The sequence below is a fragment of the Amycolatopsis sp. lyj-23 genome (genome assembly GCF_046549135.1).
GTDB lineage: Bacteria > Actinomycetota > Actinomycetes > Mycobacteriales > Pseudonocardiaceae > Amycolatopsis.
In genome coordinates this window covers 238,494-250,458 of sequence record NZ_JAJPWN010000009.1, presented here as the reverse complement: position 1 = coordinate 250,458, position 11,965 = coordinate 238,494, and the positions used below count along the sequence as shown (strand labels likewise).

Annotated in this window: 10 protein-coding genes and 1 riboswitch; of the genes, 1 reads left to right on the top strand and 9 read right to left on the bottom strand. The window is 71.5% G+C overall.

The window, feature by feature from the left end; genetic code table 11:
* Positions 1-7: 7 nt before the first annotated feature.
* The 6 genes from gcvT to ACLJPY_RS23770 all read right to left on the bottom strand — a co-directional run bounded on the left by gcvT (position 8) and on the right by ACLJPY_RS23770 (position 8,507).
* Positions 8-1,099: a glycine cleavage system aminomethyltransferase GcvT gene (gene gcvT / locus ACLJPY_RS23795; protein ID WP_410591586.1), complete on the bottom strand. Its 1,092-nt coding sequence runs from the start codon at positions 1,097-1,099 to the stop codon at positions 8-10.
* Positions 1,100-1,103: 4 nt separating this feature from the next.
* Positions 1,104-3,935: an aminomethyl-transferring glycine dehydrogenase gene (gene gcvP, locus ACLJPY_RS23790; protein ID WP_410591857.1), complete on the bottom strand. Its 2,832-nt coding sequence runs from the start codon at positions 3,933-3,935 to the stop codon at positions 1,104-1,106.
* A 38-nt stretch (positions 3,936-3,973) separates the two neighbouring features.
* Positions 3,974-4,072, bottom strand: a riboswitch (glycine riboswitch).
* 221 nt (positions 4,073-4,293) lie between these two features.
* Entirely contained in the window at positions 4,294-5,061 is a 768-nt protein-coding gene (locus tag ACLJPY_RS23785) for a 3-oxoacyl-ACP reductase (protein WP_410591584.1), read from the bottom strand.
* Positions 5,061-6,428 carry an aldehyde dehydrogenase family protein gene (locus ACLJPY_RS23780; protein ID WP_410591582.1) on the bottom strand — a complete coding sequence of 456 codons (1,368 nt, stop codon included), beginning with the start codon at positions 6,426-6,428 and terminating at the stop codon, positions 5,061-5,063. Before ACLJPY_RS23780 ends, ACLJPY_RS23785 begins: the two co-directional genes overlap by 1 nt.
* Positions 6,425-7,162 carry a gamma-glutamyl-gamma-aminobutyrate hydrolase family protein gene (locus ACLJPY_RS23775; RefSeq protein ID WP_410591581.1) on the bottom strand — a complete coding sequence of 246 codons (738 nt, stop codon included), beginning with the start codon at positions 7,160-7,162 and terminating at the stop codon, positions 6,425-6,427. The genes ACLJPY_RS23780 and ACLJPY_RS23775 overlap by 4 nt, the downstream gene beginning before the upstream one ends.
* Positions 7,143-8,507, bottom strand: a complete 1,365-nt coding sequence (locus ACLJPY_RS23770; RefSeq protein ID WP_410591580.1) for a glutamine synthetase family protein — start codon at positions 8,505-8,507, stop codon at positions 7,143-7,145. Before ACLJPY_RS23770 ends, ACLJPY_RS23775 begins: the two co-directional genes overlap by 20 nt.
* Before the next feature lie 211 nt (positions 8,508-8,718).
* Between ACLJPY_RS23770 and ACLJPY_RS23765 the strand changes: the two genes are divergently transcribed.
* Positions 8,719-9,240, top strand: a complete 522-nt coding sequence (locus ACLJPY_RS23765) for a general stress protein (protein WP_410591579.1) — start codon at positions 8,719-8,721, stop codon at positions 9,238-9,240.
* A 108-nt stretch (positions 9,241-9,348) separates the two neighbouring features.
* Here ACLJPY_RS23765 and ACLJPY_RS23760 read toward each other — a convergent pair whose 3' ends face one another.
* The 3 genes from ACLJPY_RS23760 to ACLJPY_RS23750 form a co-directional block, all read right to left on the bottom strand.
* The gene (locus ACLJPY_RS23760) at positions 9,349-10,263 is read right to left on the bottom strand and encodes an alpha/beta fold hydrolase (protein ID WP_410591855.1); all 915 of its coding nucleotides are present in this window, start codon (positions 10,261-10,263) and stop codon (positions 9,349-9,351) included.
* 136 nt (positions 10,264-10,399) lie between these two features.
* Positions 10,400-11,602: a DUF1700 domain-containing protein gene (locus ACLJPY_RS23755; RefSeq protein ID WP_410591578.1), complete on the bottom strand. Its 1,203-nt coding sequence runs from the start codon at positions 11,600-11,602 to the stop codon at positions 10,400-10,402.
* The gene (locus ACLJPY_RS23750; RefSeq protein WP_086843254.1) at positions 11,599-11,922 is read right to left on the bottom strand and encodes a PadR family transcriptional regulator; all 324 of its coding nucleotides are present in this window, start codon (positions 11,920-11,922) and stop codon (positions 11,599-11,601) included. Before ACLJPY_RS23750 ends, ACLJPY_RS23755 begins: the two co-directional genes overlap by 4 nt.
* Positions 11,923-11,965 lie beyond the last annotated feature (43 nt).

Genomic DNA, 11,965 nt, shown 5'->3' with positions numbered 1-11,965 from the left:
AAGTCCTTTACGCGCGGGAGTAGAAGGGCAGGGCGACGACCTCGACGGGCTCGATCCTGCCCCGGATGTCGACGGAGAGCTCGGTGCCGGGCTCGGCGTACGCCCGATCGACGTACGCCATGGCGATCGGGTAACCGAGGGTGGGCGACAGCGCGCCGCTGGTGACCTCGCCGATCTCGGTGCCGTCGGCCAGGACCGCGTAGCCGTGCCGCGGGGCGCGACGACCGGCGCCCTTCAGCCCGACCCGGACGCGCGGGACATCGGCCTTGGCCCGCTCTTCCAGCGCCGCACGACCGACGAAGTCACCCGGCTTCTCGAACTTCACCACGCGGCCGAGCCCGGCCTCGAACGGGCTCTGCCCGACGGTGAGTTCGTTGCCGTACAACGGCATCCCGGCTTCCAGCCGCAGCGTGTCGCGGCAGGCCAGCCCGGCCGGGACCAGGCCGTGCGGCTCGCCGGCCTCCAGCAGCAGGCGCCACAGCGCCGGGGCCTCGTCGGCGTCGACGAACAGCTCGAAGCCGTCCTCGCCGGTGTAGCCGGTGCGGGCGAGCAGGACGTCGTGGCCCTTCACCGACGCCGGGACGCTGGCGTAGTACTTCAGCGCGTCCAGGTCGGCGTCGGTGACCGCGCCCAGGATCTCGACGGCCTTCGGGCCCTGGACGGCGATCAGCGCGGTCGTCTCCGACCGGTTGTCGACCTTCGCGTCGAAGCCCGCGACCCGCTCTTCCAGTGCGTCGGCGACGACCTGCGCGTTGCCCGCGTTCGCCACGACGAGGTAGTGCTCGTCGGCCAGGCGGTAGACGACCAGGTCGTCCAGCACACCGCCGTCGGCGTTGCAGATCATCGTGTACCGCGCCCGGCCCGGCTTGACCCCGGTGAGGTTGCCGACCAGCGCGAAGTCCAGGACGTCGGCCGCCTGCTCGCCGATGACGTGGATCTCGGCCATGTGCGAGAGGTCGAACAGGCCGGCCGCCTCGCGGACGGCCTTGTGCTCGGCCAGCTCGCTGGCGTAGCGGACCGGCATGGACCAGCCGGCGAAGTCGGTGAACAGCGCACCGAGTCCCTTGTGGACTCCGTGCAGGGACGTTTCACGAGACACGGGTTCAGCCTTCGTAAGCGTTGAGGGGCGGGCAGGAGCACACGAGGTTGCGGTCGCCGCGGGCGCCGTCGATGCGGCGGACCGGCGGCCAGTACTTGTTCTTGCGCGAAACACCCGCCGGGTACACGGCCAGCTCGCGGTCGTAGGCCTTGTCCCACTCGCCGACCAGCGTCTCGGCGGTGTGCGGGGCGCCCCGCAGCGGCGACTCCTCCGCCGTCCACTTGCCGGAAGCGACCTCGTCGATCTCGGCGCGGATGGCGATCATCGCGTCGCAGAACCGGTCGATCTCGCCCAGGTCCTCGGACTCGGTCGGCTCGACCATCAGCGTGCCCGCGACCGGGAACGACATCGTCGGCGCGTGGAAGCCGTAGTCGATGAGCCGCTTGGCGACGTCGTCGACCGTGACGCCGGTCTCCTTGGTGATCTGGCGCAGGTCGAGGATGCACTCGTGCGCGACCAGGCCGTCCTGGCCGGTGTAGAGCACCGGGTAGTGCGGCGCCAGGCGCGAAGCCACGTAGTTCGCGGCCAGCACGGCGACCTTCGTGGCCGCGGTCAGGCCGGGCGCGCCCATCATCCGGACGTAGGCCCAGGAGATCGGCAGGATCGACGCCGAGCCGTAGGGCGCGCCGCTGATCGGGCCGACGCCGGTTTCCGGACCGGCCGCGTCGAGCAGCGGGTGGTTCGGCAGGTAGGGCGCGAGGTGCGCGCGCACCGCCACCGGGCCGACGCCGGGGCCGCCACCGCCGTGCGGGATGCAGAAGGTCTTGTGCAGGTTCAGGTGCGAGACGTCGCCGCCGAACTCGCCCGGCTTGGCCAGCCCGAGCAGGGCGTTGAGGTTCGCGCCGTCGACGTACACCTGGCCGCCGCCGTCGTGGACGATCTTCGCCAGCTCATCGATGTCGTGCTCGTACACGCCGTGCGTGGACGGGTACGTCACCATGATCGCGGCGAGCGTGTCGCGGTGGCTGTCCACCTTGGACCGCAGGTCGGCCAGGTCGACGTTGCCCTCGTCGGTGCACTTGACGACGACCACGCGCATCCCGGCGAGCACCGCGGACGCGGCGTTGGTGCCGTGGGCGCTCGACGGGATCAGGCAGACGTCCCGGGCTTCGTCGCCGTTCGCGCGGTGGTACGCGCGGATCGCGAGGAGGCCGGCCAGCTCGCCCTGGCTGCCCGCGTTCGGCTGTAGCGACACCTTGTCGTAGCCGGTGACCTCGGCCAGCCACTCGGCCAGCTGCGCGACGAGGACGTGGTAGCCCTCGGCGTCCTCGGCCGGGGCGAACGGGTGGATACCGGCGAACTCGCGCCAGCTGATCGGCTCCATCTCGGCGGTGGCGTTGAGCTTCATCGTGCAGGAGCCGAGCGGGATCATGCCGCGGTCGAGCGCGTAGTCGAGGTCGGACAGCCTGCGCAGGTAGCGCAGCATCGCCGTCTCGGAGCGGTGGGTGCCGAAGACCTCGTGGCCCATGAAGCCGCTCTCGCGGGCCAGGCCGTTCGGCAGCGCGACACCGTCGTCGACCTCGTCCTCGACGCCGAACGCGCGGAGGACCTTCGCGGTGATCGCCGGGGTGCTGACCTCGTCGAACGCGACGCGGACGTGGTCGGCGTCGACGTGCCCGAGGTTGATCCCGGCCGCCCGGGCGGCCGCGTGGACGTCGGCGGCCTGGCCCGGGACGTGCGCGACGACGGTGTCGAAGAACGACTCGTGGACGACCTCGACGCCGGTCTTGCGCAGCGCGCCGGCGAAGCCCGCGGCGAGGCCGTGGACGCGCTGGGCGATCTTCTTCAGGCCGTCCGGGCCGTGGTAGACCGCGTACATCGCGGCCAGCACGGCCGGGAGGACCTGCGCGGTGCAGATGTTCGACGTCGCCTTTTCGCGGCGGATGTGCTGCTCACGCGTCTGCAGCGCGAGGCGGTAGGCGGAGTTGCCGTCGGCGTCGACCGAGACGCCGACCAGGCGCCCGGGCAGCGACCGCTCGAGGCCGGCGCGGACCGACAGGTACCCGGCGTGCGGGCCGCCGTAGCCGAGCGGGACGCCGAAGCGCTGGGTCGACCCGGCGGCGACGTCGGCGCCGAACTCGCCCGGCGAGGTGATCAGGGTGAGGGCGAGCAGGTCGGCGGCGACGGTGAACAGCGCGCCCGCGGCCTTCGCCGACTCGGAAATCGCGTGGTAGAAGCCGCGGCCGCGCAGGACGCCGGACGCGCCCGGGTACTGGACGACGACGCCGAAGAAGTCCTCGGGCAGGCCGGTGAGCAGGTCGCGCACCTCGACCTCGATGCCGAGGGCCTCGACGCGGGTGCGCACGACGGCGATGGTCTGCGGCAGGCACTCGGCGTCGAGGACGACCTTGTTCGACTTCGACTTGGACGCGCGGCGCATCAGCGTCACAGCTTCGGCGACGGCGGTCGACTCGTCCAGCAGCGAGGCGTTCGCGGTGGCCAGGCCGGTCAGGTCGGCGACCATGGTCTGGAAGTTGAGGAGGGCTTCGAGCCGGCCCTGGGAGATCTCCGGCTGGTAGGGCGTGTACGCGGTGTACCAGGCCGGGTTCTCCAGCACGTTGCGGCGGATGACACCCGGGGTGACGGTGTCGGAGTAGCCGAGGCCGATCATCTGCGTCATCGGCCGGTTGCGCGCGGCGAGCGCGCGCAACTCCGCGGTGGCCTCCTCTTCGGACGCGGCGGGCGGGAGCCGCAGGTCACGGGTGGCGCGGATGGCGGTCGGGACGGCGGCGCCGACGAGGGCGTCCAGGCTGCCGTAGCCGCACTCGGCCAGCATCTTCGCGCGTTCGGCCTCGGACGGGCCGATGTGGCGGGCGTCGAACTGCGTTGAAGTGATCGGGAGCTCCTTGGGCCGGGCACACAGCGGTGCGCTGGAACTCCCCCTCTGTCATGGCACCTGAGAGTTTCACCGCCTGTGAAGCGGCTTTCACCTTGGGTGAGGCGCGGGTGCGCCTGCTTTCCAGAGTGGCCTCGCACGAAGCGGTAGCAGGTACCTGAGAGATTCCGGGGAGTTTGCTCCTTCGGTGCCCCACCACGTTCGTGAGGGCTCTCCCGCCTCGGCTCGACGGCCCGATCTGCAGTTGTGAGGGTCACCGTACCTGCCGCTTCCCGCGGCCGTCCACTTCACCCGGCCAACACCACATCGGCCCTCGATCACCCCACGACAAGCGCCCCAAGGCCGCCTTGGGGCGCTCTCAGAGCGGGGTGACGTACGCGCCCGAGATGCCGCCGTCGACGAGGAACTGCGACGCCGTGATGAAGCTGGCGTCGTCGCTGGCCAAGAAGGCCACCGCCGCCGCGATCTCCTCCGGCTCGGCGAACCGGCCGACCGGGACGTGCACCAGGCGCCGCGCCGCGCGTTCCGGGTCCTTCGCGAACAGCTCCTTGAGCAGCGGCGTGTTCACCGGGCCCGGGCACAGCGCGTTCACGCGGATGTTCTCCCGCGCGAACTGCACCCCGAGCTCGCGGCTCATCGCCAGCACGCCGCCCTTGGACGCGGTGTAGGAGATCTGCGACGTCGCCGCGCCCATCACCGCGACGAACGACGCCGTGTTGATGATCGAACCGCGGCCCTGGCGCTGCATGTGGGGCAGCACGGCCTTGCAGCAGTGGTACACCGACGTCAGGTTGACCCGCTGCACCCGCTCCCACGCCTCGATGCCGGTGGTCAGGATGGAGTCGTCCTCCGGCGGCGAGATGCCGGCGTTGTTGAAGGCGACGTCGACCGAGCCGAACTGCTCCACCGTGGTGTGGAACAGGTTCTCGACCTGCTCGGCGTCGGTGACGTCGGTCTGGACGAACGCGCCGCCGATCTCGTCGGCCACGGCCTTGCCCGAATCCGGCGTCAGGTCCCCGATGACGACCTTCGCGCCTTCGCTCGCCAGGCGGCGGGCCGAGGCGAGCCCGATGCCGCTCGCGCCGCCGGTGATGACCGCGACGCGGCCTTCGAAACGCTGGACCATTACTCCTCCGTGCTGAGAAAGACGTTCTTGGTTTCGGTGAACGCCGCGGCGGCGTCCGGGCCGAGCTCGCGGCCGAGGCCGGACTGCTTGAAGCCGCCGAACGGCGTCCAGTAGCGCACCGACGAGTGCGAGTTCACCGAGAGGTTGCCGGATTCGACGCCGCGCGCAACCCGGAACGCGCGCCCGGCGTCGCGGGTCCAGATCGACCCGGACAGGCCGTACTCGGTCGCGTTGGCCATCCGGATCGCGTCGGCCTCCTCCGCGAACGGCACGACGGCGACGACCGGGCCGAAGACCTCCTCCGCCGCGGCCGGGTGGCGCAGGTCGGACGGGGTGAGGACGGTCGGCGGGAACCAGAAGCCCGGCCCGGAAGGCGCGGTGCCGCGGAACGCGACGGGCGCGTCCTGGGGCACGTAGGAGGCCACCTTCGCCCGGTGCGCGGCCGAGATCAGCGGGCCCATCTCGGTCTTCTCGTCGCCCGGGTCGCCGACGACGACGCCGTGCACCGCCGGTTCGAGCAGCTCCATGAACTTCTCGTACGCGCTCGCCTGCACGAGGATCAGCGACCGCGCGCAGCAGTCCTGGCCCGCGTTGTCGAAGACGCCGTAGGGCGCGGTCGCCGCGGCCTTCTCCAGGTCGGAGTCGGCGAAGACGATGTTCGCGTTCTTGCCGCCGAGCTCCAGCGTCACGCGCTTCACCTGCGCCGCGCAGCCGGCCATGATCTGCTTGCCGACCTCGGTCGAGCCGGTGAAGACGACCTTCCGCACGCCCGGGTGCTCGACGAACCGCTGCCCGACCACGGACCCCCGGCCGGGCAGCACCTGGAAGACGTCCTCCGGGATGCCCGCCTCCCGCGCCAGCTCGGCCAGCCGGAGCGCGGTCAGCGGCGTCAGCTCGGCGGGCTTGAGGACGACGGTGTTCCCGGCGGCCAGCGCGGGCGCGAACCCCCAGCCGGCGATCGGCATCGGGAAGTTCCACGGCACGATCACGCCGACCACGCCCAGGGGCTCCTGGAACGTCACGTTGATGCCACCCGGCACCGGGATCTGCTTGCCGATCAGGCGTTCCGGCGCCGCGGAGTAGTAGTTGAGGACGTCGCGGACGTTGCCCGCCTCCCAGCGGGCGTTGCCGATGGTGTGCCCGGAGTTCTCGACCTCCAGCCGCGCGAGGTGCTCGATGTCGGCCTCGACGGCGTCGGCGAAGCGACGCAGCAGCCGCGCGCGGTCGCCGGGGGTCACGTCCCGCCACGCCGGGAAGGCCGCGTGCGCGCGGGCGATCGCCGCGTCCGTCTCCTCGGCGCTGGTCAGGGGGACGCTCCGCACCACCTCCTCGGTGGCCGGGTTGAGGACGTCGAAACTGGTGGTCATCGGTTCTCCTTGCTCGCCTCTACGCTCGCTTCGACGAGAGCCTCGAACAGCCGGACGTCGTCGGTGTCCTGCTCGGGGTGCCACTGGACGCCCAGGGTGAACTCACCAGGTAGTTCAGCGGCCTCGATGGTGCCGTCGGCCGCCCAGCCGACCGGTTCCAGGCCGCTGCCGAGCCGGTCGATGGCCTGGTGGTGGTAGCAGAGCGTCTTCGTCTCGGGGCCGAGGATCGACGCCACCCGGCTGCCCTCGGCCAGCGTGACGGTCCCCCGGCCGAAGGTCGCCCGGGCGGGCTGGTGCTCGGTGGTACCCGCGGTTTCGGGCAGGTGCTGGGCCAGCGTGCCGCCGAGGGCGACGCTGATCACCTGCAGGCCCCGGCAGACGCCGAGCACCGGCTTGCCCGCCCGCCGCGCGGCCGCGAACAGGCCGAACTCGAAGGCGTCGCGTTCCGGCCGGGTGTAGGTGGCCGGGTGCGGCTCCTGGCCGTAGCGCGCGGGCTCGACGTCGGCGCCGCCGGTGAGCACCAGGCCGTCCACTGTGGACATAAGGCGGTCGTGGGCGCCGGACACCGGGGGCAGCAGCACCGGGATGCCGCCCGCCGCGACGACGCAGTCGACGTAGAAGCGGTGCAGGAGCACGGCTTCGGTCTCCCAGACGCCGAACTTCGCCGGTTCGAGGTAGCTGGTGAGGCCGATGACGGGCGTGCTCCGATCGGGCTCAGAGGCGTTCGAAGCCACGGACGAGCTCCCAGTCGGTGACGGCGGCGTTGTAGGCGTCGATCTCGATCTTCGCCGCGTTGAGGTAGTGGTCGACGACGTCGTCGCCGAAGGCCGCGCGCGCGAGGTCGCTGCCGGCCAGTGCCGCGGCGGCCTCGGGCAGCGTGGTCGGCACGGTCCCGCGGTCGGAGTGGTAGGCGTTGCCGGTGAACGGCGCTTCGAGCTCCAGCTCGTTCTCGATGCCGTGCAGGCCGGCGGCGATGAGCGCGGCGACGGCCAGGTAGGGGTTGACGTCCCCGCCCGGCACGCGGTTCTCGACGCGCAGCGACTCGCCGTGGCCGACGACCCGCAGCGCGCACGTGCGGTTGTCGGTGCCCCAGGCGATCGCGGTCGGCGCGAAGCTGCCGGGCACGAACCGCTTGTAGGAGTTGATGTTCGGCGCGAGGAAGTACGTCAGCTCGTGCAGTGCGGCCAGCTGGCCGGCGAGGAAGTGCTCCATCAGCTTCGAGAAACCGTGTTCGCCGTCCCCGGCCAGCACGGCCCGGCCCTCGGTGGAGCGCAGGCTGATGTGGATGTGGCAGGAGTTGCCTTCGCGCTCGTTGTACTTCGCCATGAAGGTGAGGCTCTTGCCCTCCTGCGCGGCGATCTCCTTGGCGCCGTTCTTGTAGACGCTGTGGTTGTCGCAGGTGGTCAGGGCATCGGTGTAGCGGAAGGCGATCTCCTGCTGGCCGGGGTTGCACTCGCCCTTGGCCGACTCGGGGTAGAGCCCCGCGCCGGCCATGTCGTTGCGGATGCGGCGCAGCAGCGGCTCCAGCCGCGCGGTGCCGAGCATCGAGTAGTCGACGTTGTACTGGTTGGCGGGCTTGAGGCCGTGGTAGCGCTTGTCCCAGGCGGCTTCGTAGGTGTCGTCGAAGACGATGAACTCGAGTTCGGTGCCGACGAAGGCGGCGAGCCCGCGTTCGGCGAGCCGGTCGAGCTGGCGGCGCAGGATCTGCCGCTGCGACACGCTGACGGCGCCGCCCTGCACCCGCTCGACGTCGGCCAGCACCAGCGCGGTGCCCTCCTGCCAGGGGATCTCGCGCAGGGTGTCGAAGTCGGGGCGGAGCACGAAGTCGCCGTAGCCGCTCTCCCACGAGGAGAGCGCGTAGCCGTCGACGGTGTTCATGTCGACGTCGACGGCGAGCAGGTAGTTGCACGCTTCGGTGGCGTGGCCGACGACCTCGTCCAGGAAGTACTCGGCCGAGCAGCGCTTGCCCTGCAGCCTGCCCTGCATGTCGGTGAGCGCGACGAGCACGGTGTCGACCGTGCCCGCGTCCACGCGCGCCCGGAGTTCGTCGAGCGTGAGCATGCCTCGCCTGCGTGCCATCGTCGCCCCAAAGGTTTGGTATGAATCCTTTGCCGGTCCTTCCTACCCGGTGGCCGGGTCGCGGTCAACCCGAGAAAAGGTATCTTTTCATACCATTGTGTCGGCGTCCGGATTGTCCGGGCTGCCCGGCTGAGAAGAGTCTGTGAATTCGCCGGACCGGGAGGAAAACCGGGGTCCCCGCACGTTGAACGGGACAAGAGAGGTGAGATCGATGACCACATTCACGCAGCAGAGCACGATCGGACAGCAGCAGGCCCGGCCCCAGCTGCCGACCATGCCCACCGGCTGGCCGATCGGTTCGTACGAGTCCTACGAGCAGGCACAGCGCGCGGTCGACCACCTCGCGGGCACCGACTTCCCCGTCACCGACGTCACGATCGTGGGCGTGGAGCCGATGCTCGTCGAGCGGGTCGCGGGCAAGATGTCCTGGGGCCGCGTCCTGAGCAGCGCGGCAACGTCCGGCGCGCTGTTCGGTGTGTTCCTCGGCCTGATGCTCAGCCTGCTCAACCCGGGCGCCGGCCTGGTCCCGATCGTGATCGGCCTCGTCGCCGGTCTCGGGTTCAACCTGCTCTTCGGCGCGCTGGGGTACGCGGTGAACCGGAACAAGCGCGGGTTCATCTCGCAGAGCCAGCTGGTGGCCCGCCGCTACGACGTCCTGTCCCAGCCCCGCAACGCCGAGAAGGGCCGCGCGTTGCTGGCCGACCTCGCGGCGCGCAGCGCGTTCGGCCACTGATCCGGGTTTGAAGGCCGCTTCCGGGGAGACCCGGGGGCGGCCTTTGCCGTGTTCCCGGGGTCGGCGTGTTCGGGCGGGTCCGCCCTTGCGGCCGGGCGACAGCCCTGCTCAGGTACCCGACGACACCGCCGGCACATCCGCGATCCCCGCCGGATCCGACCACGGCGGCGGCTGCCGCTGCTCCCGCTGCGACTCCGGCCGCCCCGCTCGCAGCAGCTCCCCCCACCGCCCCCGGTCGTACTCGGCCGGTGGTGTCTCCGCCAGGAACTCGCGCAGGATCTCCAAGAACCGCTCCGGCGCCGAGCGGTGCGGGAAGTGGCCCGCCCCCTCGAAGAGCACCAGGCGGCTGCCCGGCATCGCCCGGTGGGCGCGCAGCGCGTGGCCGCTCGGGATCACCCGGTCCTCCGTGCCCCACACCAGCAGCGTCGGAATCCCCTGCGTGAGGTAGCACCGGTCCAGCATGTTCACGACCTGCCCCCGCCAGTCGACGACCGAGCGCAGCGTCCGCAGGAACGCCGACCGCGTGCCCGGCTCGACCAGCCGCAGGTAGCGGGCGACCACGTAGTCGAGGTCGTCCGAAATCCGGAGCGCCTCGGCCAGCCTGCGCAGCACCGGCAGCGCCGGCGACGCTCCCAGCAGCGGCAGCAGCAACCCCGCGCCCGGCGCCGCGGCCAGCCGGAGCAGCGGGTGGACGCTCGCGCCGACCCCGCCCGAGCCCACCAGGACCAGCCGCTCGCAACGTTCCGGGAACTGGTAGGCGAACTGCATCGCCACGCCGCCGCCCAGGGAGTGCCCGACCACCGTCACCCGGTCGACGTCGAGGGTGGTCAGCAGGTCGCGCATGCCGCACGCGTAGGCCGCGACCGAGTAGTCCGCGCGCGGTTTCGCCGAGAAGCCGTGGCCGAGCAGGTCGGGCGCGATGACCGTGAACTCGCCGGCCAGCGACGTCAGCAGGTCCAGCCACGTCGACGAGTCGTCGCCGATGCCGTGCAGGAAGAGCACGGCGGGGCCGCGCCCGGCCATGCGGTAGGCGCGCTCGTACCCGTGGATCACCCGGGTGCGCGGGGCGAAGGCTTCCGGAAGCACCCGTCCAGCTCAGCACGCCCGCGTTGGCGGGACGTTTCGCGCACGTTCGGATCGGGTGAACGCCCGCCCGCTCCTACCTCGTCGGCGCCGGGGACGGCGGCGGCGTGGCGGTGGCCGTCCCGGGCGCCGTCACCTTAGGGATCGCCGCGCTGAACGGCACCTCCGTGACTTCGCGGCACGCCCCGCGGTAACCGTTGTAGCCGTTGAAGTTGCCCTGGTCGTCGGTGACGCCCTCCTCGATCTTCGGCCGCGGGAACCGGTTGTCCTGCCCGATCTTCTGGCGGCTGCCGCTCGCGCGCTCGCAGCCGTAGCGGGTCACCGTGATCGGCCTGCCCTCTTCGTCGTAGAGGTAGACCTCGGTCAGTGGCTTGCCCTCGGCGTCGAAGGCGTAGACGTTGCCGACCTCGCGGCCGCCGTAGGTGAGCTGGTCGTTGCCGTAGTTGTCGGCCGAAGACGAGTAGTACGGCCTCGGTGCCGAAGACGTGCCGCGCGCGAACAGGTCGATCGCGGCGCCGAAGCCGCCCAGCGCGCTGCCGATGACGAACGCCGAGATCGGCACGGCCACCCACAGCAGCCGCCGGTCGGTGCGCACCCGCGGGCCCGCCCACACGGCCGCGACGGCCGCCACGAGCAGGAACGGCAGCAGCACCACCGCGCCGCGCTGCCGCAGCATGAGCACCAGGCCGAAGCAGACCAGCGCGACCGCGCACAGCACCCACCACGCCGGCTTGAGCGAACCGAGGTAGCGCAGGAACTTGCCGGCGTCCTCCTGTTCGCGGCCCTTGGCCACGGTGCTGCGCAGCCACGCCACCTCCGGCAGCGCCAGCACCGGCTCGACCCCGCCGCTCAGCAGCAGCGCCGCGCTGACGAGGAACACCGGCACGAACGGCAGCAGGCCCACCAGGACGCCGGCCCGCACGGAAACGGCGGCTCCGAACGCGAGCAGCGCCAGGGCCAGCGCGCAGAGCACCAAGCCCCACAACGCGATCCGCGGCCGCGCCAGGCTCGGCGCAGTCGTCGCGAGCACCTGCGTGGCGTCCTCCCCCGGCGCCGGGTACCCGCCGGACGCGCGCAGCTCGGCCGCGTAGCTCTCCGGCGTGCCGAGCCGTTCGATCAGGGCTTCGACGCGGGCGCCCTCGCCCAGCTCGGCTTCGAGCTCCGCCAGGTGCGGGCGGACGTCCTCGAGGATCTCTTCGATCTCGCCCGCGGGCAGGTCGGCGAGCGCGGTCCGGACCCGCGCCAGATACACCCGCACGGCGGTCGGCTTGTCGCTCATGCTGCCTCTCCCAAAAGCACGTTCATCGTCGAAGCGAAGCTCTGCCAGGTCTTGCCCGACTCCGCGAGCCGGGCCCGGCCCGGCTCGTTCAGGCTGTAGTACTTGCGGTGGGGTCCCTCTTCGCTCGGGACCACGTACGAGGTCAGCAGGCCGGCCTTGTAGAGCCTGCGCAACGTCCCGTACACCGACGCGTCCCCCACCTCGTCCAGGCCGGCGGCCCGGAGCCTCCTCAGGACGTCGTACCCGTAGCCGTCTTCTTCGCGGAGCACCGCGAGGACGGCGAGGTCGAGCACGCCCTTGAGCAGCTGACTGATCTCCACTGCACCCTCCAGTCTTACGCATGGGAAGGTACCACGCATTGCG

Coding starts and splice junctions, on each gene's coding strand:
- ACLJPY_RS23785 (WP_410591584.1), bottom strand. CDS start 5,061: ATGGTCCAGCGTTTCGAAGGCCGCGTCGCGGTCATCACCGGCGGCGCG.
- ACLJPY_RS23780 (WP_410591582.1), bottom strand. CDS start 6,428: ATGACCACCAGTTTCGACGTCCTCAACCCGGCCACCGAGGAGGTGGTG.
- ACLJPY_RS23770 (WP_410591580.1), bottom strand. CDS start 8,507: ATGGCACGCAGGCGAGGCATGCTCACGCTCGACGAACTCCGGGCGCGC.
- ACLJPY_RS23765 (WP_410591579.1), top strand. CDS start 8,719: ATGACCACATTCACGCAGCAGAGCACGATCGGACAGCAGCAGGCCCGG.
- ACLJPY_RS23760 (WP_410591855.1), bottom strand. CDS start 10,263: ATGGCCGGGCGCGGCCCCGCCGTGCTCTTCCTGCACGGCATCGGCGAC.
- ACLJPY_RS23755 (WP_410591578.1), bottom strand. CDS start 11,602: ATGAGCGACAAGCCGACCGCCGTGCGGGTGTATCTGGCGCGGGTCCGG.